The sequence below is a fragment of the Stenotrophomonas sp. Steno-Z10-HUANG genome (assembly GCF_056393075.1).
On the sequence record NZ_JBWJPA010000005.1, the window covers coordinates 39,723 to 60,595 of the forward strand.

25 protein-coding genes are annotated in these 20,873 nt (G+C 70.5%); 13 read left to right on the forward strand and 12 right to left on the reverse strand.

Going from position 1 to position 20,873, the window contains the following annotated elements; genetic code table 11:
- Nucleotides 1–16: 16 nt before the first annotated feature.
- On the reverse strand, nucleotides 17–1,156 hold the full coding sequence (locus tag AC06E6_RS08490) for an SPFH domain-containing protein (protein ID WP_240213398.1): 1,140 nt from the start codon (nucleotides 1,154–1,156) through the stop codon (nucleotides 17–19).
- A gap of 212 nt (nucleotides 1,157–1,368) precedes the next feature.
- Here AC06E6_RS08490 and ppk2 point away from each other — a divergent pair, with 212 nt between their 5' ends.
- Entirely contained in the window at nucleotides 1,369–2,148 is a 780-nt protein-coding gene (gene ppk2, locus AC06E6_RS08495) for a polyphosphate kinase 2 (protein ID WP_104938115.1), read from the forward strand.
- 241 nt (nucleotides 2,149–2,389) lie between these two features.
- On the opposite strand, the gene AC06E6_RS08500 is transcribed toward ppk2, so the two are convergent.
- Together AC06E6_RS08500 and AC06E6_RS08505 are read right to left on the reverse strand one after the other, a co-directional pair.
- Nucleotides 2,390–2,980, reverse strand: coding sequence for a TlpA family protein disulfide reductase (locus tag AC06E6_RS08500; protein WP_478060969.1), 591 nt, complete (start codon nucleotides 2,978–2,980; stop codon nucleotides 2,390–2,392).
- The gene (locus AC06E6_RS08505; RefSeq protein WP_161613278.1) at nucleotides 2,977–4,251 is read right to left on the reverse strand and encodes a YihY family inner membrane protein; all 1,275 of its coding nucleotides are present in this window, start codon (nucleotides 4,249–4,251) and stop codon (nucleotides 2,977–2,979) included. Before AC06E6_RS08505 ends, AC06E6_RS08500 begins: the two co-directional genes overlap by 4 nt.
- Before the next feature lie 77 nt (nucleotides 4,252–4,328).
- Here AC06E6_RS08505 and wrbA point away from each other — a divergent pair, with 77 nt between their 5' ends.
- The 4 genes from wrbA (at nucleotide 4,329) to ybaK (ending at nucleotide 6,336) form a co-directional block, all read left to right on the forward strand.
- Nucleotides 4,329–4,922, forward strand: a complete 594-nt coding sequence (wrbA, locus tag AC06E6_RS08510) for an NAD(P)H:quinone oxidoreductase (protein ID WP_104940123.1) — start codon at nucleotides 4,329–4,331, stop codon at nucleotides 4,920–4,922.
- Nucleotides 4,919–5,263 (forward strand): DUF2069 domain-containing protein, encoded by a 345-nt coding sequence (locus AC06E6_RS08515; protein WP_240213399.1) that lies wholly within the window; start codon nucleotides 4,919–4,921, stop codon nucleotides 5,261–5,263. The genes wrbA and AC06E6_RS08515 overlap by 4 nt, the downstream gene beginning before the upstream one ends.
- A 110-nt stretch (nucleotides 5,264–5,373) precedes the next feature.
- A complete protein-coding gene (locus tag AC06E6_RS08520; protein ID WP_104940122.1) occupies nucleotides 5,374–5,859 on the forward strand; it encodes an asparaginase domain-containing protein in 486 nt (161 codons plus the stop codon).
- Nucleotides 5,860–6,336, forward strand: a complete 477-nt coding sequence (gene ybaK, locus AC06E6_RS08525; protein WP_240213400.1) for a Cys-tRNA(Pro) deacylase — start codon at nucleotides 5,860–5,862, stop codon at nucleotides 6,334–6,336.
- A 209-nt stretch (nucleotides 6,337–6,545) separates the two neighbouring features.
- On the opposite strand, the gene AC06E6_RS08530 is transcribed toward ybaK, so the two are convergent.
- Together AC06E6_RS08530 and sufT are read right to left on the reverse strand one after the other, a co-directional pair.
- Entirely contained in the window at nucleotides 6,546–7,643 is a 1,098-nt protein-coding gene (locus tag AC06E6_RS08530; protein WP_240213401.1) for a branched-chain amino acid aminotransferase, read from the reverse strand.
- Nucleotides 7,644–7,709: 66 nt separating this feature from the next.
- Entirely contained in the window at nucleotides 7,710–8,261 is a 552-nt protein-coding gene (gene sufT / locus AC06E6_RS08535; RefSeq protein WP_161613274.1) for a putative Fe-S cluster assembly protein SufT, read from the reverse strand.
- Between the two features lie 107 nt (nucleotides 8,262–8,368).
- On the opposite strand from sufT, the gene AC06E6_RS08540 reads away from it, so the two are divergent.
- The gene (locus tag AC06E6_RS08540) at nucleotides 8,369–8,791 is read left to right on the forward strand and encodes a hypothetical protein (protein WP_478060973.1); all 423 of its coding nucleotides are present in this window, start codon (nucleotides 8,369–8,371) and stop codon (nucleotides 8,789–8,791) included.
- A 206-nt stretch (nucleotides 8,792–8,997) separates the two neighbouring features.
- Here the strand turns inward: AC06E6_RS08540 and AC06E6_RS08545 are convergent, their stop codons facing one another.
- Genes AC06E6_RS08545 through AC06E6_RS08555 form a run of 3 tightly spaced genes read right to left on the reverse strand, consistent with a single transcriptional unit; the run spans nucleotide 8,998 to nucleotide 11,230 of the window.
- Complete coding sequence (locus AC06E6_RS08545) at nucleotides 8,998–10,437, reverse strand: NAD(P)(+) transhydrogenase (Re/Si-specific) subunit beta (protein ID WP_240213403.1); 1,440 nt, start codon at nucleotides 10,435–10,437, stop codon at nucleotides 8,998–9,000.
- The gene (locus AC06E6_RS08550; RefSeq protein WP_240213404.1) at nucleotides 10,434–10,931 is read right to left on the reverse strand and encodes a hypothetical protein; all 498 of its coding nucleotides are present in this window, start codon (nucleotides 10,929–10,931) and stop codon (nucleotides 10,434–10,436) included. Before AC06E6_RS08550 ends, AC06E6_RS08545 begins: the two co-directional genes overlap by 4 nt.
- Nucleotides 10,928–11,230, reverse strand: a complete 303-nt coding sequence (locus AC06E6_RS08555) for an NAD(P) transhydrogenase subunit alpha part 2 (RefSeq protein WP_240213405.1) — start codon at nucleotides 11,228–11,230, stop codon at nucleotides 10,928–10,930. The genes AC06E6_RS08550 and AC06E6_RS08555 overlap by 4 nt, the downstream gene beginning before the upstream one ends.
- A 132-nt stretch (nucleotides 11,231–11,362) precedes the next feature.
- Here AC06E6_RS08555 and AC06E6_RS08560 point away from each other — a divergent pair, with 132 nt between their 5' ends.
- The 3 genes from AC06E6_RS08560 to AC06E6_RS08570 are packed head-to-tail and all read left to right on the forward strand — an operon-like array spanning nucleotide 11,363 to nucleotide 12,701.
- Nucleotides 11,363–11,905, forward strand: coding sequence for an RNA polymerase sigma factor (locus AC06E6_RS08560; protein WP_161613270.1), 543 nt, complete (start codon nucleotides 11,363–11,365; stop codon nucleotides 11,903–11,905).
- Nucleotides 11,906–11,910: 5 nt separating this feature from the next.
- The gene (locus tag AC06E6_RS08565) at nucleotides 11,911–12,276 is read left to right on the forward strand and encodes a hypothetical protein (RefSeq protein WP_275692616.1); all 366 of its coding nucleotides are present in this window, start codon (nucleotides 11,911–11,913) and stop codon (nucleotides 12,274–12,276) included.
- Nucleotides 12,276–12,701: a DUF3106 domain-containing protein gene (locus AC06E6_RS08570; RefSeq protein WP_478060975.1), complete on the forward strand. Its 426-nt coding sequence runs from the start codon at nucleotides 12,276–12,278 to the stop codon at nucleotides 12,699–12,701. Before AC06E6_RS08565 ends, AC06E6_RS08570 begins: the two co-directional genes overlap by 1 nt.
- A 168-nt stretch (nucleotides 12,702–12,869) precedes the next feature.
- On the opposite strand, the gene AC06E6_RS08575 is transcribed toward AC06E6_RS08570, so the two are convergent.
- The 3 genes from AC06E6_RS08575 to AC06E6_RS08585 are packed head-to-tail and all read right to left on the reverse strand — an operon-like array spanning nucleotide 12,870 to nucleotide 16,680.
- On the reverse strand, nucleotides 12,870–13,208 hold the full coding sequence (locus AC06E6_RS08575) for a PH domain-containing protein (RefSeq protein ID WP_240213408.1): 339 nt from the start codon (nucleotides 13,206–13,208) through the stop codon (nucleotides 12,870–12,872).
- A 4-nt stretch (nucleotides 13,209–13,212) separates the two neighbouring features.
- The gene (locus AC06E6_RS08580; protein WP_478060976.1) at nucleotides 13,213–14,316 is read right to left on the reverse strand and encodes an NAD(P) transhydrogenase subunit alpha; all 1,104 of its coding nucleotides are present in this window, start codon (nucleotides 14,314–14,316) and stop codon (nucleotides 13,213–13,215) included.
- Between the two features lie 57 nt (nucleotides 14,317–14,373).
- Nucleotides 14,374–16,680 (reverse strand): DUF1631 domain-containing protein, encoded by a 2,307-nt coding sequence (locus AC06E6_RS08585; protein WP_161613266.1) that lies wholly within the window; start codon nucleotides 16,678–16,680, stop codon nucleotides 14,374–14,376.
- A 310-nt stretch (nucleotides 16,681–16,990) separates the two neighbouring features.
- On the opposite strand from AC06E6_RS08585, the gene AC06E6_RS08590 reads away from it, so the two are divergent.
- The 4 genes from AC06E6_RS08590 to AC06E6_RS08605 are packed head-to-tail and all read left to right on the forward strand — an operon-like array spanning nucleotide 16,991 to nucleotide 19,858.
- Nucleotides 16,991–17,566: a nitroreductase family protein gene (locus tag AC06E6_RS08590; protein ID WP_240213410.1), complete on the forward strand. Its 576-nt coding sequence runs from the start codon at nucleotides 16,991–16,993 to the stop codon at nucleotides 17,564–17,566.
- A complete protein-coding gene (locus tag AC06E6_RS08595) occupies nucleotides 17,554–18,501 on the forward strand; it encodes a 5'-3' exonuclease (protein WP_478061108.1) in 948 nt (315 codons plus the stop codon). Before AC06E6_RS08590 ends, AC06E6_RS08595 begins: the two co-directional genes overlap by 13 nt.
- Nucleotides 18,498–19,046 (forward strand): NUDIX hydrolase, encoded by a 549-nt coding sequence (locus tag AC06E6_RS08600; protein ID WP_161613264.1) that lies wholly within the window; start codon nucleotides 18,498–18,500, stop codon nucleotides 19,044–19,046. The genes AC06E6_RS08595 and AC06E6_RS08600 overlap by 4 nt, the downstream gene beginning before the upstream one ends.
- Nucleotides 19,043–19,858: an N-formylglutamate amidohydrolase gene (locus AC06E6_RS08605; protein WP_240213412.1), complete on the forward strand. Its 816-nt coding sequence runs from the start codon at nucleotides 19,043–19,045 to the stop codon at nucleotides 19,856–19,858. Before AC06E6_RS08600 ends, AC06E6_RS08605 begins: the two co-directional genes overlap by 4 nt.
- 41 nt (nucleotides 19,859–19,899) lie before the next feature.
- Here AC06E6_RS08605 and pip read toward each other — a convergent pair whose 3' ends face one another.
- Nucleotides 19,900–20,841: a prolyl aminopeptidase gene (pip, locus tag AC06E6_RS08610; protein WP_161613262.1), complete on the reverse strand. Its 942-nt coding sequence runs from the start codon at nucleotides 20,839–20,841 to the stop codon at nucleotides 19,900–19,902.
- Between the last annotated feature and the right edge of the window lie 32 nt (nucleotides 20,842–20,873).

The following is a 20,873-nucleotide window of genomic DNA, read 5'->3' on the forward strand; positions in this document are numbered from 1 at the left end:
TCGTGGGTCCTGCCGGTTACAGGCCCAGCGCCTTGGCTTTCAGCGCGTCGTAGTCGGCCTGGGTGATCAGCCCCAGGTCCAGCATTTCCTTGGCCTTCTTCAGCCTGGCCACCGGATCGTCGGCCGCCGGCGCAACCGGCTGCTGCATGCCGCCGACGCCGAACATGCCCGAGGCCATGCCGACGCCGACCAGGCCCGCCGCACCGCCGTTCTCGCCGGCCGCCTGGATGCCCTGGGCGACACTGGCCTGCAGGTTGGAATTGCCGCGCGCGCCGGACAGCGCGTCGGCGCGCTGCACGGTCTTGAGCAGCTCGCGGGTGTTGGCGTCGTACTCGATCGAGACGATGGCGGTCTTGACGATGGCCAGGCCGCGGTCGGACTGCCAGTGGTAAGCCTGCTCGACCGCCGCTGACAGGCTCTGCGCGAAGCCGATCGAGTCCTGCTGCAGTTTGGTGATGCGGTTGCCCTTGGCCGGATCGTTCGTGTACAGGCTGAACGCCGGCGCGAGCGAGCCGACCACTTCGTTGAACAGCTGGCTGGCGGCGGCGTTGTCCAGGTCGGTGAAATCGAACACCTGGCCGGGGCGCAGGTAACTGGCCGGCACGAAGTTCTTCACGAACAGGATCGGGTCGACGATCTTCAGCGTGTACGAGCCGCGCGTGACCGCGCCGACCTGGGTGTTGAGGAAGCCGTCATCCCAGTAGATCTCGGACTGGGTGCCGAAGCGGTTGTCCGGCAGTTCCTTGAGCGAGACGAAGAACGCCGCCTGCTGCGCACCCGGCTGGCCGCCGAACTTGAAGCGCTCCCAGCTCTGCTTGATGAAGGTGCTGACCAGGCCGTCGCCGGCGAAGATCGACTGCGAGTTCGGGTCGTCCGAACGCCACTCGTAACCGCCCGGCTCGGCGACGAAGCCGGTGATGGCGCCGTCCTGGAACAGCAGCAGGCCGTAGCCCTCGGGCACGACGATCTTCGAGCCGTTGCTGATGATGTTGGACGAGGCGCCGGTGTTGGAACCACGGCCGGCATTGGTCCCGCGCGGCACCGCGGCGAACAGCGCCGCCGTCGCCGGCAGGCCGTCCGGCACCGTGAAAAAGTCCTTCCACTGGTCGGCCAGCACGCCGCCGATCGCACCCTTTGCTGCCTGGACAAGCCCCATCGCACCGCTCCTAATCCATTGCCGGGCACCACGCCCGGCGCTGCGGCAAAACTACATGAAAACCGATGCGCGGGGAAAAGCCGGTCGCCGGCCGGGAAGGCACCGGGCGCTCCGCCGCGGGCCCGGCAACCCGTCGCTGCCGCGAGGACCGCACGACTGGTTCAACGTGCCCCGGCTGCGCTAGGCTCGCGCTTCGGGACAGGGAGACCGCCGTGGACAAGCTCAAGCGCAAGCAGTACGAGCAGTTGCTGGAGCCCATGCAACTGGAACTGACCGCGATGGCGCGCTGGGTGCAGCACTCGGGCCAGCGCCTGCTGGTGCTGTTCGAGGGCCGCGACACCGCCGGCAAGGGCGGCGCCATCCAGGACATCGCGCGCCACCTGAACCCGCGCCAGTGCCGCGTCGTCGCCCTGCCCAAGCCGACCGACCGCGAGCGCACGCAGTGGTACTTCCAGCGCCATGTGGCGCATCTGCCGGCGGCTGGCGAGATCGTGCTGATGGACCGCAGCTGGTACAACCGCGCCGGCGTGGAAAAGGTCATGGGCTATTGCACCGACGCCCAGTACCAGGCGTTCCTCACCCAGGCACCGGTGTTCGAGCGGCTGCTGGTGGATGACGGCATCCTGCTGTTCAAGTACTGGCTGTGCGTGGACCAGGCGCAGCAGGAAAAGCGCTTCGCCGAGCGTCGCGAGAACCCGCTCAAGGGCTGGAAGCTGTCGCCGGTGGACCTCCGCTCGCGGGTGGAGTACGACGCCTACACCCATGCCCGCGAAGCCATGCTCGAGGCGACCCACACCCACCATGCGCCGTGGACGCTGGTGGATTTCAACGACCAGAAGCGCGGCCGCCTGACCCTGATCCGCGACCTGCTCGACCGCCTGCCGGAAACACGCCTGGACGAGGCGCTGATAGACCTGCCGCCGCTGCCGGACGAGCCGAAGAAGGAAAAGTACGGCATGGTGAAGCCGCTGCCGCCCTACCCCGCGACGTAGATGCGGGGCTTGCCCCGTATTGGGGCGTGGCGGGAAAGCGTGTGCCGGGCGAGCCCGGCACCTACATGGCCCGTAGCCGCCTTGGGTGGATGCGGGGCTTGCTCCGTATTGGGGCGTGGCGGGAAAGCCTGTGCCGGGCGAGCCCGGCACCTACATGGTCCGCAGCCGCTTTCCGTAGATGCGGGGCTTGCCCCGCATGGGGGTCACGCCGGGCATGCGCCGCGCGGCAGGCGGCGGGGTTTCAGCCCACCTTGCCGCCGGCCTCGACGATGGCCTGCTCGATCTTGCCGGCATCGACCGGGCCCAGGAACTGGTGGGCGACCTTGCCATCGGGCGCGATCAGGTAGGTCATCGGCAGACCGCGCGGCGTGGCGAAGTCCTGCGGCGGGTCGTACGGGTCGAGGATGACGATCGGGTAGGCCACCGGGTGCTTTTCCAGGAAGGCGCGCATGTCGCCCGGTTCGATGTCCTCGTAGGCCAGGCCGACCACCTCGACGTTGCCGCGCATGGCGTGCAGCGCCGACAGTTCCGGCATTTCCTGCAGGCACGGCGCGCACCAGGTCGCCCAGAAATTGACCACCACCCATTTCCCGCGATGGCCGGCCAGGTCGTAGTCCTCGCCGGCCACGGTCCTGGCCTGCAGCCGCGGCAGTGCCGCGGTCTGGGCCACCACGCCTGGGTTGGCGCTGGCGGCAGGCGCTTCGGCCGGCTTCGACGCAGGTGCGGCCGCGGGCTGGCTCTGGGCCCCGGCCCCGGCGGGCGCGCCGGCGTCGGGCGCGCTGCAGCCGGCCAATGCCAGCGCCAGCAGCGCGAAGGGAAGCAATCGGGTCATCGTTCGTCTCCGGTAATGGCATAGATGTCGCCGACGCGGCGCTTGAGCAGCTCGCGCAGCGGCACGCGCAGTTCGTCCAGCGCGCGGCAGGCCGCCTGGCCCAGCGCGTCCTCGCGGAACGGCAGGTATTCCTCGGCGATCGGAATGCGCAGCTGCGAGCTCTCGTACAGCTCGCGCAGGGTGATGCCGTCCAGGTCGCGCGCCAGCAGCCACTGCCCGCGTTCGTCGCGCCGCAGCAGGTTGATCGCCTCCATCTGGCACAGCAGTTCCTGCAGCAGCGAATCGGTGAGCATCGGCTCCAGCGCCAGCAGTTCCTCTTCGTCCAGCCCACGCCCCTGTATGCGCGCCTCGCGGAAGCGCCCGAGCAGGCGCAGCAGGCCGTACAGCTCGCAGCCCTGCGGCAGGCGCAGGGCGACCGGCTGGTAGCGGAACGCCGCGATCGACGACGCCAGCGAGGCGCCCAGCAGCACCGACACCCAGCCCAGGTAGATCCACAGCAGCAGGATCGGCACGAACGCCACCGTGCCGTACAGCTTCTGGTAGGACTGGAAGCTGCCCAGGTACAGGCCCATGCCCCACTTCACCAGTTCCAGCATCACCACCGCCAGCAGGGCGCCGGGGATGGCATGGCGCCACTTCACGGTGTGGTGCGGGACCACCCGGTAGACCAGCATCACGCAGGCGAACTCGATCAGCACCGGCGCCAGGCGCAGCGCCAGGTCGGCCAGCCAGCGGCCCTCGACGGTGCCGAACAGCGGCAGCGCGAACACCTTGGCCGACACCGCCAGCGAGGCCGCCGCGAGCATCGCGCCCAGTGTCAGCACGGTCCAGTACACCAGGAAGCGGGTCAACCGCGGCCGCGCCGAGGCCACCCGCCAGATGCGGTTGAAGATCTGCTCGATGCTGTTGAGGGTGATCAGCAGCGACGCCACTAGCGCGATGAAGCCGGCCGCGGTGAGCTGGCCGACACTGGCCGAGAACTGCCGCAGGTAGCCTTCCGCCGCGCGCGCGGCCGAGGGCACGAAATTGGAGAACACGTAATCGCTGAGCGCCTCGCTCCAGCGGTCGAACATGGGGAACGCCGACAGCACCCCGAACACCACGATCGCCAGCGGCACCAACGCGAACACGGTGGTGTAGGCCAGCGCGCCGGCCGCCTCGAACAGGCGGTCGTCGAGGAAACGGTGCCACAGGAAACGGGCGAAACTGGCCCGGCGCCCGCTGTCACGGACCCGTTCCATCCATAGATTGAGCGAATCCAGGGGTTCCATTCGGCAAGGGTACCCGATGCAAAGCGCGGCCCGCATCGCCGATACTGCCGCCTCCCGTGTGATGAGTGGATGGTGCGATGGCGGAAATCCTGGTGCTGTACTACAGCCGCGGCGGCTCGGTGGCGCGGCTGGCGCGGCAGATCGCCCGCGGCATCGGCGAGGTGCCGGGCATGGGCGCGCGCCTGCGCACGGTGCCGCCGGTCGCCGCCGTCACCCAGACCAGCGCGCCGCCGGTGCCGGAAGACGGCGCCCCGTATGTCGAGATCGCCGACCTGGCCGAATGCGCGGGCATCGTGCTCGGCAGCCCGACCCGCTTCGGCAACATGGCCGCGCCGGTCAAGCACTTCCTCGACGGCCTCGGCGCGGAGTGGGTCAACGGCACCCTGTCCGGCAAGCCGGCGGCGGTGTTCACCTCCACCGCGTCGATGCACGGCGGGCAGGAATCGACCCTGCTGTCGATGCAGCTGCCGCTGCTGCACCACGGCTGCCTGATCGTCGGCATTCCGTTCACCGAACCGGCGCTGAGCCACACCACCAGCGGCGGCACGCCTTACGGCGCCAGCCATGTGGCCGGCGCCCAGGACGACCCGCAGCCGAGCGACGACGAAGCCCACCTGGCGCGCGTGCTCGGCCGGCGCGTGGCCGACATCGCGCGGAGGCTGGCGCGATGAGCACGGTGACACGACGGCACCCGACCCTGCTGCTGGCGCTGATCGCGCTGGCCGCGCTCTACACCTGGTGGTTCCTGGACGACAAGCACTGGCTGGCGACGCAACTGGTGTTCACCGGGCCGCCGCTGCTGCTGGCCATCGCCCTGCGCCTTGGCTGGCGGCTGGCGCCGTTCTGGTCCGGCGTGTTCGCGCTGGGCTGGTTCAGCCATGGCGTGATGAGCGCCTGGAGCCACCCGGAGACCGCGCCGCTGGCGTGGCTGGAAATCGCGCTGTCGCTGCTGGTGATCACACTGGCCAGCCTGCCGGGCCTGCGCGCGCGCTTCGCCAGGAAGCGCCCGTAAAGGCGGGGCCCGCCCCGCACGGGGACTGCCGGCAAAAACCCCATGCGGGCGAACCCCGTCCGCGGCGCGGCTTATCATTCGCACCATCACCGTTTGGATTCACCGCCATGATGGAAGACCTCCTGATCGTCACCACCGGTGGCACGATCGACAAGATCTATTTCGACGACAAGTCCGACTACCAGATCGGCGATCCGCAGATCGGCATGATCCTGCGCGAACTGGGCGTGACCTTCCGCTTCAACGTCATCCCGATCCTGCGCAAGGATTCGCTGCACATCACCGACGCCGACCGCGAACTGATCCGCGCCACCATCGCCGCCCAGCCCACCCGCCACGTGCTGGTCACCCACGGCACCGATTCGATGGTGGCCACCGGCAAGGTGCTCAAGACCATCCCCGGCAAGACCATCGTGATGACCGGCGCGCTCAGCCCGGCGCGCTTCCGCGGCTCGGACGCCGAGTTCAACATCGGCTGTGCGATCGGCGCGGTGCAGTCGCTGCCCGAAGGCGTCTACATCGCCATGAACGGCCGCGTGTGGAACCCGGACAAGGTGCGCAAGAACGTCGAGGCCAACCGTTTCGAGTCGCTCTGAGTGGCCCGCGGTACCCGCGCCACCGCCGCGCTGGACAAGGCCGGGGTCGCCCACGGACTGCATGCCTACGATTACGCCGCCGAGGTGGACAGCAAGGGCATGGCCGCCGCGCAGGCGCTGGGCATCGCGCCGGAACTGGTGTTCAAGACGCTGATGGCGTGGGTGGACAGGCAGCCGGTGGTCGCGGTGATCCCGTGCGACCGGCGGTTGTCGCTGAAGAAGCTTGCCGCCGCCTGTGGCGGCAAGCACGCGCAGATGATGGAAGTGGCCGAGGCCGAGCGCCGCAGCGGCTACAAGGTCGGCGGCATCAGCCCGTTCGCGCAGCAGCGCCCGGCCGTCGTGCTGTTCGCCGGCGCCGCGCTGCAGCACGCCCGCATCTGGATCAACGCCGGCCAGCGCGGACTGCTGCTGGACATCACCCCGGACGACGCGCAGCGCGTGCTGCAGGCACGCTACGCCGACCTGTGCGAAGAATGACCGCGCGGCTGCCGCGGGCGCGGCACCCGCGGCGGCCCGCCTGAACCCGCAACCGCACACACGACGGCGCCCACCCCCGCGACACCTGCCGGACGCGCGCGGGCAACGGCACCGCCACGCCAGGCAGCCGGCGCGGCAGGAACGGTGGCCACTTAATATGAAAAGCCCCGCTTGCGCGGGGCTTTCCGTCTGCGGCCTGGCCCGGGGACTCAGCCGTCCAGGCGCACCAGCCAGCCGTGGCGGTCGGGCAGGCGGCCGTACTGGATGTCGGTCAGCTCCTTGCGCAGCGACATGGTCACCTCGCCGGCCGGCGCGTCCAGGTTGCCGACGATGAAGCCCTCGCCCTTGAGCTGGCCGATCGGGGTGATGACCGCGGCGGTGCCGCAGGCGAACACCTCGGTGATGTCACCCGACGCCACGCCCTGCTTCCACTCGTCGATGGACACCTTGCGCTCTTCCACGGTCATGCCGCGGTCGCGCGCCAGCTGCAGGATGGATTCGCGGGTGATGCCTTCCAGGATCGAGCCCGACAGCGCCGGGGTGACAAGCCTGTTTTCCTTGCCGTAGACCAGGAACACGTTCATGCCACCCAGCTCTTCCAGGAACTTGCCCTCGACCGGGTCGAGGAACAGCACCTGCGAGCAGCCCTGCGCCTGCGCCTGCTGCTGCGGCAGCAGCGACGCGGCGTAGTTGCCGCCGCACTTGGCCGCGCCGGTGCCGCCCTTGGCCGCACGCGCATAGTCGCTGGACAGCCAGATCGCCACCGGCGCCACGCCCTTGGCGAAGTACGGGCCGGCCGGGCTGGCGATCACGTAGTAGCTGGCCTTGTGCGCGCCGCGCACGCCGAGGAACGCCTCGTCGCCGATCATGAACGGGCGGAAGTACAGGCTGGCCTCGTCGGCGCCGGACACCCAGTCCTTGTCCACCGCGATCATCTGCTTCAGCGACTCGACGAAAATTTCCACCGGCAGCTCGGGCAGCGCCAGGCGCGCGGCCGACCGCTGCAGGCGGCGGCCGTTGGCCTCGGGACGGAACGTCCACACCGACCCGTCGGCATGGCGGTAGGCCTTGATGCCCTCGAAGATCTCCTGCCCGTAGTGCAGCACCGCCGCGGCCGGATCCAGCGCGATCGGACCGTACGGCATCACCGCCGCGTCATGCCAGCCGGTGTCCTTGTCCCAGCGCACGGCCACCATGTGGTCGGTGAAGTGCAGGCCGAAACCCGGCTTCTCCAGGATCTTGGCGCGCTCGGCGGCGCTGCGCGGGTGGTCCGAACGGGTGACGTGGAAGCTCAGAGACTGGGACACCGGATGTTTCCTTCCAGATTGCGGGTTTTGAAGCCGGCCCGCACCCGGGCCAGCGCGTAGGACACCTTACAGCATGCCCGTTTCGAGCCGTGCCGCCTCGGACATCATGTGCTTGCCCCACGGCGGGTCGAACACCAGCTCGACGTCGGCGGCGGCCACGGTCGGGATCATCTCCAGCTTGCTGCGCACGTCGTCGACCAGGATCTCGCCCATGCCGCAGCCGGGCGCGGTCAGGGTCATGCGCACGTCCACTTCGCGCCGGCCAGCGTCCAGGTGTTTGATGTCGACCTCGTAGATGAGCCCGAGATCGACGATGTTGAACGGGATTTCCGGGTCGAAACAGGTCCGCAGCTGCTCCCATACCAGCTTTTCCACGTCCTCGTCGCCGGCGCCCTCGGGCAGTTCCAGCCCCGGCGGCGGCTCCTTGCCGATGGCATCACCGTCCTTGCCGGCGATGCGGAACAGGTTGCCTTCGACGAACACGGTGTAGCTGCCCCCCAGCGCCTGGGTGATGTAGCCGTAGCTGCCGGCCGGCAGGGTCACGCTGTCGCCCTGGGGCACCATGACGGCCGGGCAATCGCGTTCGAAATGGACGGGTTCGCTGCTGCGGGAGTACATGTGGATCGATATGGGGACGCGGACGCTACCCGCAAGACGGCCATTTTAGCCGACTGGGCGCGCCGGCCGCTGAAGGGCTATGCTGCGTGACCTTTTCGGGAATGCCCATGCCACCTGCCCCACGCCCGCCCGGCCGCCCCCAGCATTGGCTCTGGCCCCTGCTGTTGCTGCTGGGCAGCGCCACCCTGGCCATCGCCTGGCTGATGGTCGCACTGGCCACCGGCTCGCAGGCCGGCTGGATGGCGGTCGCCGCGGCCGCAGAAGCCGCCTGGATGCTGCGTCTGGGCATGCTGGCCGCCGGCAGGACCCGGATCGCGCTGGCGATGCTGGCCACGCTGTTGATCGCGCTGGCCGCCAACTGGGGCATCGCCGCGGCCTATATCGGCGGCCCGATGGGCTTGGCGCCCTGGGAATCGGCGCTGCGCCTGGGCCCGCACCTGGCCTGGACCCTGATCGGACTGGCCAACGGCACCACCGAGATCCTGTGGCTGCTGGCCGGGCTGGCGGTGGCATGGTGGCTGGCGCGCTGAATTGAACTGCCCGGTGCCGCGCAGGTGCCGGGCAGGATTCATGCGGGGCAAGCCCCGCATCTACAGAAACGCGGGGTTTGCCGGATCGCGCCGTAGGTGCCGGGCTTGCCCGGCACGGGGCTTCACCGGCAAGGCTTCATGCGGGGGAAGCCCCGCCTCTACGGGACCCCACCACGCCGGATCGGCGGCCAGCGGCGGGCATTACCTCAATGCCCGCCGTCCAGCGCCTTGAGCTCAGTGACCAGCGCGCCCGCCACCTCGGCGCCATCGCCGTACAGCATGCGCGTGTTGTCGGCATAGAACAGCGCGTTCTCGATGCCGGCGAAGCCGGTGCCCTTGCCGCGCTTGATGACGATGGTGTTGCGGCTGCTGACCACGTCCAGGATCGGCATGCCGTAGATCGGGCTGGACGGGTCGGTCTTCGCCACCGGGTTGACCACGTCGTTGGCGCCGATCACCAGCGATACATCGGTGCTGGCGAACTCGGGATTGATGTCGTCCATGTCCGCGATCAGGTCGTAGGGCACGCCGGCCTCGGCCAGCAGCACGTTCATGTGCCCGGGCATGCGCCCGGCGACCGGGTGGATGGCGAACTTCACCTTGACCCCGCGTTCGATCAGCCGCTGCGCCAGCTCCCATATCTTGTGCTGGGCCTGGGCCACCGCCATGCCGTAGCCGGGCACGATCACCACCCGCTCGGCGAAGGCCATCATCGCCGCCACGTCGGCGGCCTCGATCGGCTTCTGGCTGCCGCTGATTTCCGCCGCGCCCTGCCCGCCACCGCCGAAGTTGGAGAACAGCACGCCGCTGATCGACCGGTTCATCGCCTTGGCCATCAGCCGCGTCAGCAGGATGCCGGCCGCGCCGACCATCATGCCGGCGATGATCAGCGCCTCGTTGCCCAGCACGTAGCCTTCGAAGGACACCGCCAGCCCGGTGAAGGCGTTGTACAGCGAGATCACCACCGGCATGTCGGCGCCGCCGATGGGCAGGGTCATCAGCACGCCCAGCGCCAGCGCCGCCACGAAGAAGGCGATGATCGCCAGCGGCTGCAGGCTCAGCGCCGCCCACACCCCCAGCGCCACCATCGCCACGGCCACCAGCAGGTTGAACGCCTGCTGCCCGGGGAAGGTGACGCGCTTGTCCAGGCGGCCGTCGAGCTTGGCCCAGGCGATGACCGAACCGGACAGCGACACCGCGCCGATGGCCGCGCCGACCACCGCCAGGGCCAGCACCGTGGCCGACGGCTGCCGTGCCGCGAGCGCGGCGATGGCTTCCGCGCTCCAGTGGCTGGTGTCGCGGCCGGCGACGTCGGCGAAACGCAGCAGTTCCACCGCGCCGATGGCCGCGGCCGAGCCGCCGCCCATGCCGTTGTACAGCGCCACCATCTGCGGCATGTCGGTGATGGCGACCTTCCTGGCCGACACCCAGGCCAGCGCGGTGCCCAGCACCAGCGCCACCAGGATCAGCGCGATGTTGTGCAGCCCCGGCAGGAAGAACGTGGCGACGGTGGCCAGCAGCATGCCAACGCCCGCCCAGTGGATGCCGCTGCGCGCGGTCCTGGGCGAGGCCATGCGCTGCAGCCCCAGCAGGAACAAGGTGGCGGCCACCAGGTAACTCGCCTTGACCAGCAACGCCATGCTCATGCCGCTTCCTCCTGAACCCGGGTTTCCACAATGCCGGCGTGACGATCGCGGCGGTGATGCTCGCGCATCTCGATCGCGGTCTTCAGCAGCCCGATCATGCCCAGCCCGAACGCCACCAGCCCCAGCGACAGCTGCGACAACGCCGCAGTGTCCGCCAGCGCCGCGCCCACCAGCCCCAGCACGATCGGCAGCAGCGCCTCGGCGGTCAGCAGCCAGAGCATCCAGCCGCCCTTGCGCGGGTCCTCCCAGACCCGGCGCGAGAGCCGGTTCTGGGTCCGGGTCGGGTCCTGCAGCGAAGACAGGCCGATGCCGACGCCGGCATACAGCAGGGCGTTGTTGAAGGCATCAAGCAGGCCATCCAGGCCCCTGAACAGGGGCAGCGCGGCATGGCCGAGCGCGACCAGCAGCGCCGGATACTGCAGGTAGCTGAGCCACTGGAACAGCTGCCGCGCCTCGATCCGCCGCGCCGGCGCCGGGGCTACCCGTGCGCTCACTTGCCCGGCCCTTGCGGCGCCCTGGAGCTCTTGAACATCTCCAGCATGCGCTCGGTGACGACGTAGCCGCCGGCGGCGTTGCCCGCGCCCAGGGCGACGGCGATGAAGCCGATGGCCTTCTCCAGCGTGGTATCGGCATGGCCCAGCACCACCATCGCCCCGATCAGCACGATGCCGTGGATGAAGTTGGAACCGGACATCAGCGGGGTGTGCAGGATCACCGGCACCCGCGAGATGATCACGTGGCCGGCGATGGCCGCCAGCATGAAGATGTACAACGCCACGAACCCGTCGTTCATTGCTGCCCTCTCCGAGGCCGGAACTGCCCGTCCCGCATCATAACCATGCGATGAACGCCGGCGCGACCGTTGCCGTCAACCGATCCGCCCGCCGCGCGTTATCGATGCTAGGACCATCCGGAACGCTACCCTGTGCTGGTGACCCCGCCGCCGCTGACGCCCGTTGCCGCCCCCGCCTCGCTGGACGCCTTCCTTGCCGGCGTCGGGCCGCGTGCGTTCCGCTTCGCCGAGGCCGGCCTGCGCCAGCGCGACGATGCGCTGGACGCGGTGCAGGACGCGATGGAACGGATGCTCGGCTACCGCGACCACCCGGCCGAGGAATGGACGCCGCTGTTCTGGAGCATCCTGCGCCGGCGCATCATCGACCTGCAGCGCCGGCGCGGCTTCCGGCTGAAGTTCTGGGCACCGGCGCAGGACGAGGACGGCCCGATCGACTGGGCCGACGACCGCCCGGGGCCGGCGCAGGAACATGAGCAGCGCGAGGATTACGCGCGGCTGGTGCAGGCATTGCGGCAATTGCCGGCACGCCAGCGCGAGGCGTTCGGCCTGCGCGTGCTGCAGGAGCTGGACGTGGCGACCACCGCCCGGATCATGGGCTGCTCGGAAGGTTCGGTGAAAACCCATCTGTCGCGCGCGCGCGACGCATTGCAGAAACAACTGGAGGCCACGCGGTGAACCGCCTGCCCACATCCCGCAACGACGACTTCGACCGCTCGCTGCGGCAGCTGCAACAGCATGCCGAAGGCGCGGTCTCCGCCGCTACGCTGGCACGCCTGCGCCAGGCGCGCCGGCACGCCACCTCCGGCGCCGACACCGGCGCCGACACCGGTGCCTCGCCGTGGCGTCGCCGCGGCTGGTGGCTGGCCACCGCCTGCTCGGCGGTACTGGCGGTAACCGTGGCGGTGCAGTTCAACCGCACCGCGCCGGTACTGCCGCCCAGCGTGGCGGCCGACCCCGCCACCGACCTGTCCGATGATGCCCTGCTGTTCGACGAAAGCCCGGAGCTCTACCTGTGGCTCGGTTCGGACGCGGTGGCGATGGAGTGATGATCATGAACATCCGCCTTTGCCTGCTGCCACTGTTGCTGGCCGTCGCCGCGCCGGCATTCTCCCAGCCGTCGCAGCCGTCGCTGCCCGAGTGGGACCAGCTCACCCCGGCCCAGCGCGAAACCCTGATCGCGCCGATGCGCGACCGCTGGAACGCCTCGCCCGAGCACCGCCAGCGCATGTACGAGCATGCCCGCGGCTGGCAGCAGATGAGCCCCGAGCAGCGCTCGCAGGCGCGCCGCGGCATGCACCGCTTCCAGAACATGTCGCCGCAGCAGCAGCTCGAGGCCCGCGCCCTGTTCGCGAAGATGCGCACCATGGACAAGGCCCAGCGCCAGGAACTGCGCGAGCAGTGGCACCGGATGACGCCGGAGCAGCGCCAGCAGTGGCTGGAGGCAAATCCGCCACCGCCGCGCGACAGGTAGCCGCCCCGTCCCCTCGCCTGGTGACGGGCGGCTGCCGCGCGGCCCGCGGCGTGGAAGATAGGATGCGGCCGTTGGCCATGCCGGGCTCACGCGCCCATCAACACCGAAAGCGGGCCCCGCACCCTTTACGGCAGCGATCGTTGCGGACGCCGCGGCCGGTGCGGAGCGTCAGCGTCCGACGGGCGGCATCTGCGCTTGGATGGCCGCCAACCATTGCCGGCGGCCGAACAGGACGAAACGGTAGTCGCGCTCATCGGTCGCCACCGCCAGCGAGTTGGGGGCCAGCGGCAGCACGCCGAGAAGACGGGTCCAGCAGGGCCGCGCGCCCCGGATCCGGGCCAACGGGATTTCCGTATCCCCGTCCTGTACGTTGAATCCATGCGAGCGGAACAGCAGCCGCCGGTCGGTCAGGAACAGGCGGCCGCCGACCGCCTCCATGCCGCGCTGGAGATTGGCCGCGCCCTCGCGCAGCAGCGTCTCGCCGGCGGCCAGTCCGATCCCGGGCATCGGTTCAGACCGGGGGAATTTCGCCGGCGGCCGGGCGCTCCGGCCACACCGTCTTCGCCAGCAGTTCGTCATTCCAGTCGAAGGCCAGCGCGCCATCCTTGAGGAACAGCGAGACGAAATTGAGCACGTTGCGCGCATACATCTCGCTGGCGTGGATGGCGCCCATGCTGGCCAGGTCGAGCGGGCCGGCCACGGTCACCCCGCCCACCTCGACCGTCTCGCCCGGTCGCGTCGCCTCGCAGTTGCCGCCGGTTTCGGCGGCCAGGTCGACGATCACGCTGCCCGGGCGCATGCCCGCGACCATCGCCGCGGTGACGATCTTCGGTGCCGGGCGGCCGGGCACGGCGGCGGTGCAGATCACCACGTCCACGCCCTTGAGGTGCTCGGCCAGGCGCCGCTGCTGCTCGGCGCGCTCGGCATCGGTGAGCGGGCGCGCATAGCCGCCCTCGCCGGCGGCGCTGACCCCCAGGTCCAGGAACCTGCCACCCAGCGACTCGATCTGCTCGCGGGTTTCCGGGCGCACGTCGAAGCCCTCCACCTGCGCGCCCAGGCGCCGGGCGGTGGCGATCGCCTGCAGGCCGGCCACGCCGGCGCCGACCACCAGTACCTTCGACGGGCGGATGGTGCCGGCAGCGGTGGTCAGCATCGGGAAGAAGCGCGGCGCCAGCTGCGCGGCGATCAGGGTGGCCTTGTAGCCGGCCATGCCGGCCTGCGAGCTGAGCACGTCCATGGCCTGCGCGCGGGTGGTGCGCGGCAGCCGTTCCAGCGGGAACGCCAGCAGCTGCCGCGCCTGCAGCGCGGCGGCACGCGCGGCATCGGCCTGCGGCTGCAGGGTGCCGACCAGCACGGCACCGGGCTTGAACTGCCCGATCAGCTGCGGCGACGGCGCCTGCACGCACAGCACCAGGTCGGCGGCGTCCACGGCCTCGTCGATCTGCGCGCCGGCGTCGCGGTAGGCCTGGTCGGTGAACCCGGCGGCCAGCCCGGCACCGGCCTGCACCTGCACCTTGGCCCCGGCCGCCAGCAGCTTCTTCACCGTTTCCGGCGTGGCCGCCACGCGCCGCTCGCCCGCCGCGGCTTCCTTCAACACCCGTACCTCAACGGCCATGCCCGTCCCCGATGCGCAGTGGAATACGCCGGGGATCGTAGCAAAGCGGGTCGGGCCTCAGTGCACCGTGGGGGTCTGCGGGTCGAGCCGGTCGATCACGCCCTGCATGGCGCTGTCGAACGCGCCGTCGTCCACGTGCGGACGCAGGCGGCCGAGCCGCTCCATCACCACCAGCTCTTCCGGCGAGGCCACGCAGAAGCGGATGCCGCGGCGGTTGACGAACAGCAGGCGCGAGGAGATCGGGCTGACCCAGGACAGCTTGCCGGCCTGCACCTTGCCGTCCTTGTCGATGAAATCCAGCCAGGTGCCGATATCCATGGCGCGGTAGCGGGCGGCATCGGCGTGGTCCACGCTCTCCGGGCGCGCCTCGGCGCCCAGGTCCAGCGCCGCCGATTCCTGCGCCGGCGGCGTCGGCAGGCTGACCTGCGGCAGCTCGGGCAGTGCCCGTTCCAGCTCCGGGCGGGCCTCGGCGATGGCCTGCAGCGTGTCGTGCAGCGCGTCGATCGCGCCGACGCTGCCTTCGCCATGCAGGCCGACGCTGGCGAACACCTTGCGCAGCCCCGGCTGGAGGGACTGCAGCCATGGCTTGCCGACCACATGCCGGCGCGCCTCGGCCACTTCCTCCAGCAGCACGTCGGCCAGCCCCAGCGCCTCGGCCACCGACTCGCCGTCGTCGCCTTCGCGCAGCAGGCTCATGGTCAGGTGGTGGTTCCAGGGCTGGCGCAGGAAGCCTTCGATCGCCGCCGGCAGCGGCGCGCCCTGCAGCCGCCGCTCCAGTTCGGCCAGGGCACGGCTGCGGGCCAGCTCCAGCTTCTCCTGGCCGCGCTGGGTTTCGGTCGCGCGGCGCTCGGCGATCTCGATGCGGCGCCGGTGCTGGGCGAGGAACTCGCGGAACTCCTCTTCCAGGGTCAGGAAGATCGCCAGGTTCTCGTTGAACTCGGCGATCAGCCGGTCGATGATCTCCTCGACCTTGCCCATCAGCGCGCGCTCGGCCTGGCTTTCGCCGGCGTTGCCCTCGCAGGCCTCGGCCAGCGAGTTGAGCAGGCGCCGCGCCGGGTGGGTCTTCTGCACGAACATGCGCCGGTCCAGCAGCGCGACCTTGACGAACGGCACCACCAGGCGGCCGATCAGTTCGCGCGAGCGGCCTTCCAGCTCGCGCTCGTCAAGCATCACGTCGAACAGCATGCCGACCAGGTCGATGGCGTCCTCGTCCTGCGGGTCCAGCCGCGCCTGCCCGGGATCGACGCCGAGCCGGGTGGCGCCTGAAATCACTTCGTTCTTGAGCCGCTGCGCCAGCGATTCGCTCTGGTCGCCCACCGCCGCGCGCAGCGTCGCCGTGGGCGTGGCCTGCAGCAGCGACAGCACCGACATCATTTCGTGCTGGCTGAGCGGGCGCTGCTGGCCGACCGCCACCTGCGCGGCGGCGGTGGCGTCCTCGCGCACATGCCGGGTCTGCGCCAGCAGCTCGTGCAGCGCTTCCAGGATCATGTTCTGCCCGCTCGCCGACGGGGTGCCGTCATAGCCCCCCGGGTGGCCGGCCTGCAGTTCGCTGCGGTGCCGCGCCCAGCGCTCGGTGAAGCGGCGCGCCCAGGCCGGCGCGTGCTGGGGATCGGAGAGGTCTTCGTCGTCGCCCTGCGCCATGCCGGGATCGGCATCGGCCGGGCGCGGCGGCCGCGCGGCGGGTGCCGGGCGCGGCGGCGGCTGCGAAATGCCCGGCATCACCCCGGCCTGCGCCAGGCGTTCGTCGACATCGCGGTAGATGCGCCCCACCTGCACGGCGAATTCCCGCTCGCACAGTTTGATCAGCACCAGCCGCACTTCGGCGGCCAGGTCGCACACGCCGAACGCCTCGTGCACCGCCACGCCGATATGTTCGGGGCCGATCGGATTGAGATCGATGTCCAGCCCGTCCACGCCGCTGATCCAGGCCAGGCGGCGGTCCAGCCGCGCCAGCACCGGCTTCCATTCGCGCAGCACCACCGCGGCGAAATTGCGCACCGCCAGCCGTGATTCCAGGTCGTGTTCGGAGACCAGGCTCAGCCCGCCATCGCCCTGCCCGGCCTGCGCCAGCGCGGCCTCGGCCGACAGCGGCGCGGCGGCCTCCAGCGCGCTCCACGCCTGGCGCAGGTGCGCGCTGAAACGCGCGGTGATGTCGTCGCGGCGCCGGCGCAGCTCGCGCATGCCGTCGAGGAACACCAGTTGCGACGCGCCCGCGGTCTCGGCGCGGTCGAACAGGGCATCGTCGAACCCGGCCAATACCCGGGCAAACGTGGCCGAAAGCGGGGGCAGCGCGGCTTCGCGCGCCAGCGCCAGCAGGTCCGGGTTATGGCCGGGGCGCTCTGGAGGATGCGGCTGGGACATCATGCGCAGTGGCTCCGCACCTTCGCAGGCGCTGCTCCTGTAAGGATCGTATGGAAGAAAGCGGACAGCCCCCCGGTCTCCGCCCACGCATGGTAGGGGGAGAAGCTGAACAGGGCCAGTGATGCAGTCCGCACTTTGTACCTCGCCACCGGCAACCCGGCATGTCGCGCCATGCTAAGCGTACCGCGGTGAATTGGCGAGAAATCCGCCAGGCGGGGGCTTCGACGGAGTGCTCAGATTCGCCCGCCCCCGCCGGACGGCCCCGCGCACCCCGGTGTCTATAATCCATGGCCGTCTTTCCCACGAATGCCCCATGTCCGATTCCTGCTTCCTGCAAGCGCTGGACCAGCGCCGCTCGGTCCCGTCCCTGCAACTGGCCGAACCGGGTCCGGACGACGCCACCGTGCTGGCCATGCTGGCGGCCGCGACGCGCGTGCCCGACCACGGCAAACTGGTGCCGTTCCGCGTGCTCCGCGTGCGGGGCGAGGCCCGCCACGCGCTGGGCGAGTACCTGGCCCGGCGCAGCCGCGAGCGCACCCCGGATGCCGCGCCGGCGGTGATCGAGAAGGACCGCCAGCGCTTTTCGCATGCGCCGCTGGTGCTGACGGTGGTCGCGCGCCTGCAGGACAACCCCAAGGTGCCCGCGCAGGAGCAGCTGCTGACCGCCGGCTGCGTCTGCTTCGCCCTGCTGCAGGCCGCGCAGGGCTTCGGCTTCGGCGCGCAGTGGCTGACCGCCTGGATGGCCTATGACGAAGGCGTGGCACGCCACCTGGGGCTGGCCGCGAACGAACGCATCGTCGGCTTCATCCATATCGGCACGCCGAAGCTGCAGGTGCCCGAGCGCGCGCGACCGGATCCGGCCAGCCTGCTGCGGGACTGGCAGCCGTGAGCGATGCCGGGGCCCCGCGGCCGCTGTACCTGGTCGACGCCAGCCTGTACGTGTTCCGCGCCTGGCACTCCATGCCCGACAGCTTCCAGGACGCGCAGGGCTGGCCCAGCAACGCCGTGCATGGCTTCGCCCGCTTCCTGCTGGAGCTGCTCGAACGCGAGCGCCCGGCGCACATCGCCATTGCCTTCGACGAGGCGCTGGACAGCTGCTTCCGGCACCGCCTGTATCCGGCCTACAAGGCCAACCGCGAGCCGGCGCCGGAGGCGCTGCGCCGCCAGTTCGCGCACTGCAAGGCGCTGTGCGCGGCGCTGGGGCTGGAAGTGCTGGCCGACCGCGACTACGAGGCCGACGACCTGATCGGCAGCGCGCTGCACGCGGGCCGTGGCCAAGCGCTGCGCGGGGTGATCGTCTCGGCCGACAAGGACCTGTCGCAGCTGCTGCTGGATCACGACGAGCAGTGGGACTACGCGCGCAACCAGCGCTGGGGCGCGGGCGGGGTCAAGGCGCGCCACGGCGTGCATGCGCACCAGATCGCCGACTACCTGGCGCTGTGCGGCGACGCGGTGGACAACATCCCCGGCATCAGCGGCGTCGGCGCCAAGTCGGCGGCGGTGCTGCTGGCCCACTTCGGCAGCCTCGACGCGCTGCTGGAGCGGATCGACGAGATCCCGTTCCTGCGCCTGCGCGGCGCCGCGCAGATGGCCGTGCGGCTGCGCCAGCAGCGCGAACTGGCGCTGCTGTTCCGGCAACTGACCACCATCGCCGTGGATGCGCCGCTGGCCCCGGCCACGCCCGGGTTCACCCGCATGCCGGCCGACGCCGACATGCTCGACGGCCTGTGCGGATCGCTGCGCTTCGGCCCGTTGACCCGGCGCCGGCTGCGGGCCGCCGCCGGCCTGGAAACCGCCTTCCCCACCGCCCCCGAACCCGCATGAGCCAGAACACCGCAGCCCCCCGCGTCGTCTACGAAGGCCGCTACCAGCGCATGGTGGTGCGCGGCACCTGGGAATACAGCGAACGCACCCACGCCGGCGGCCTGGCCGCGATCATCATCGCCGTCACCCCCGACGACGAGGTGCTGTTCGTCGAGCAGTTCCGGGTACCGCTGCAGGCGCGCACGATCGAAATGCCGGCCGGGCTGGTCGGCGACATCACCGCCGGCGAATCGATCGAGGCCTCGGCGGTGCGCGAACTGGAAGAGGAAACCGGCTGGACCGCCGACCATGCCGAAGTGCTGATGATCGGCCCGACCTCCTCCGGCGCCAGCAGCGAGAAGATCGCCTTCGTGCGCGCCACCGGCCTGCGCCGGGTGGGCGACGGCGGTGGCGACGACAGCGAGGACATCACCGTGCACAGCGTCCCGCGCGCGCGCGCCGCGGCATGGCTGGTGGAGAAAATGGGCCAGGGCTACGAGCTGGACGCCAAGCTCTGGGCCGGGCTGTGGATGATCGAACACCACCTGGATGGCCGCCCGCGATGAGCCGGCTCGACGCCCCCGCCGACATCCTCGCCCCGCCGCTGCTGGGCCCGCAGGACCCGCCGCCGTTCACCGTGCACAACCCGTACGGCCGTTCGCCGTTCCTGCTGCTGGCCGACCACGCCGGGCAACGGGTTCCCGCCGCGCTCGGCGACCTGGGCGTGGCGCCGGCCGAACGGGACCGGCACATCGGCTGGGACATCGGCATCGCCGGCACCACCCGGGCACTGGCGCGGCAGCTGGACGCCTTCGCCATCGAGCAGACCTATTCGCGGCTGGTGATCGACTGCAACCGGCCGCTGGCCTCGCCGACGCTGATCCCCGAAACCAGCGATGGCACCGCCATCCCGGGCAACGCTGGATTGAGCCGGTCGCAACGGCAGCAACGCATCGGCGCCATCCACGCGCCGTATCACGCCCGCATCACCACCGAACTGGACCACCGCCGCGATGCCGGCATGCCGACGCTGCTGGTGATGATGCACAGCTTCACCCCGGTGATGAACGGCGCCGCCCGCCCATGGCATGCCGGCGTGCTCTACCACCGCGACGCGCGGTTCGCGCAGGCGCTGCTGCAGGCGCTGCGCGAGGAAGGCGACCTGGTGGTCGGCGACAACCAGCCGTACGCGGTCAGCAGTACCAGCGACTACGCGGTGCCGGTGCACGGCGAGGGCCGCGGACTGGTGCACGTGGAGCTGGAAATCCGCCAGGACCTGATCGCCGATGCCGCCGGCCAGCAGGCCTGGGCGGCGCGGCTGCAGCGCATCTTTCACGCCCTGCAGCCGACGCTGCTGGCGCACGCCGCCACCGGCTGACGCGGCGCGGTGCCGGCACGCGGCCGGCACCGCCGCCAGGTTCAGGCGAAGCTGTCGGTGGCGCGTACCAGCGCGTCGACGTTCTCGGCCTCGAACGCCGAATGCCCCGAGGCCGGGGTGATGTGCAGCTGCGCTTTCGGCCAGGCCTTGTGCAGGTCCCAGGCGTTGGCCAGCGGGCACACCACGTCATAGCGGCCGTGCACGATCACGCCCGGGATGTCGGCGATGCGGTGCGCATCGCGCAGCAGCTGGTCCTCGACCTCGAAGAAGCCGCCGTTGACGAAGTAGTGGTTCTCGATGCGGGCAAAGGCCAGCGCGAACCGCGGGTCTTCGTGGCTGTTGATGAAATCGTCGTCCACGTGCAGGAAGCTGGTGGCCCCCTCCCACACGCTCCAGGCCTTGGCCGCGGCCAACCGGGTCGCCTCGTCGTCACTGGTCAGGCGCCGGTGGAACGCCGAGATCAGGTCGTGCCGCTCCACCGCCGGGATCGCGTTGACGTAGTGGTCCCAGGCGTCGGGGAACAGGCGGCTGGCACCTTCCTGGTAGAACCACTCCAGTTCCCAGCGGCGCAGCATGAAGATGCCGCGCAGGACCAGCTCGGTCACGCGCTGCGGATGGGCCTGCGCATAGGCCAGCGCCAGGGTCGAGCCCCAGCTGCCGCCGAATACCTGCCAGCGGTCGACACCCAGGTGCACGCGCAGCTTCTCGATGTCGGCCACCAGGTCCCAGGTGGTGTTGTCCACCAGGTCGGCGTGCGGGGTGGAGCGGCCGGCGCCACGCTGGTCGAACAGGATGATCCGGTACTTCGCCGGGTCGTGGAACTGGCGCATCTTGGCGGTGCAGCCGCCGCCCGGGCCGCCATGCAGCATCACCACCGGCTTGCCGTCGGGGTTGCCGCACTGTTCGTAGTACAGCGTGTGGCGCTCGTCGACCTTGAGCGTACCGGTGTCGTAGGGCGTGATGGCGGGGTAAAGCGTGCGCATGCGCGGACTCACTGGCTGGGAGAACGCCCGAT

Excerpts from the sequence above, each read along its gene's own strand:
- AC06E6_RS08490 (WP_240213398.1), bottom strand. The coding sequence starts at position 1,156 with ATGGGGCTTGTCCAGGCAGCAAAGGGTGCGATCGGCGGCGTGCTGGCC.
- AC06E6_RS08500 (WP_478060969.1), bottom strand. The coding sequence starts at position 2,980 with ATGACCCGATTGCTTCCCTTCGCGCTGCTGGCGCTGGCATTGGCCGGC.
- AC06E6_RS08505 (WP_161613278.1), bottom strand. The coding sequence starts at position 4,251 with ATGGAACCCCTGGATTCGCTCAATCTATGGATGGAACGGGTCCGTGAC.
- wrbA (WP_104940123.1), top strand. The coding sequence starts at position 4,329 with ATGGCGGAAATCCTGGTGCTGTACTACAGCCGCGGCGGCTCGGTGGCG.
- AC06E6_RS08515 (WP_240213399.1), top strand. The coding sequence starts at position 4,919 with ATGAGCACGGTGACACGACGGCACCCGACCCTGCTGCTGGCGCTGATC.
- AC06E6_RS08520 (WP_104940122.1), top strand. The coding sequence starts at position 5,374 with ATGGAAGACCTCCTGATCGTCACCACCGGTGGCACGATCGACAAGATC.
- sufT (WP_161613274.1), bottom strand. The coding sequence starts at position 8,261 with ATGTACTCCCGCAGCAGCGAACCCGTCCATTTCGAACGCGATTGCCCG.
- AC06E6_RS08540 (WP_478060973.1), top strand. The coding sequence starts at position 8,369 with ATGCCACCTGCCCCACGCCCGCCCGGCCGCCCCCAGCATTGGCTCTGG.
- AC06E6_RS08545 (WP_240213403.1), bottom strand. The coding sequence starts at position 10,437 with ATGAGCATGGCGTTGCTGGTCAAGGCGAGTTACCTGGTGGCCGCCACC.
- AC06E6_RS08555 (WP_240213405.1), bottom strand. The coding sequence starts at position 11,230 with ATGAACGACGGGTTCGTGGCGTTGTACATCTTCATGCTGGCGGCCATC.
- AC06E6_RS08570 (WP_478060975.1), top strand. The coding sequence starts at position 12,276 with ATGATCATGAACATCCGCCTTTGCCTGCTGCCACTGTTGCTGGCCGTC.
- AC06E6_RS08575 (WP_240213408.1), bottom strand. The coding sequence starts at position 13,208 with ATGCCCGGGATCGGACTGGCCGCCGGCGAGACGCTGCTGCGCGAGGGC.
- AC06E6_RS08580 (WP_478060976.1), bottom strand. The coding sequence starts at position 14,316 with ATGGCCGTTGAGGTACGGGTGTTGAAGGAAGCCGCGGCGGGCGAGCGG.
- AC06E6_RS08585 (WP_161613266.1), bottom strand. The coding sequence starts at position 16,680 with ATGATGTCCCAGCCGCATCCTCCAGAGCGCCCCGGCCATAACCCGGAC.
- AC06E6_RS08590 (WP_240213410.1), top strand. The coding sequence starts at position 16,991 with ATGTCCGATTCCTGCTTCCTGCAAGCGCTGGACCAGCGCCGCTCGGTC.
- AC06E6_RS08600 (WP_161613264.1), top strand. The coding sequence starts at position 18,498 with ATGAGCCAGAACACCGCAGCCCCCCGCGTCGTCTACGAAGGCCGCTAC.
- AC06E6_RS08605 (WP_240213412.1), top strand. The coding sequence starts at position 19,043 with ATGAGCCGGCTCGACGCCCCCGCCGACATCCTCGCCCCGCCGCTGCTG.
- pip (WP_161613262.1), bottom strand. The coding sequence starts at position 20,841 with ATGCGCACGCTTTACCCCGCCATCACGCCCTACGACACCGGTACGCTC.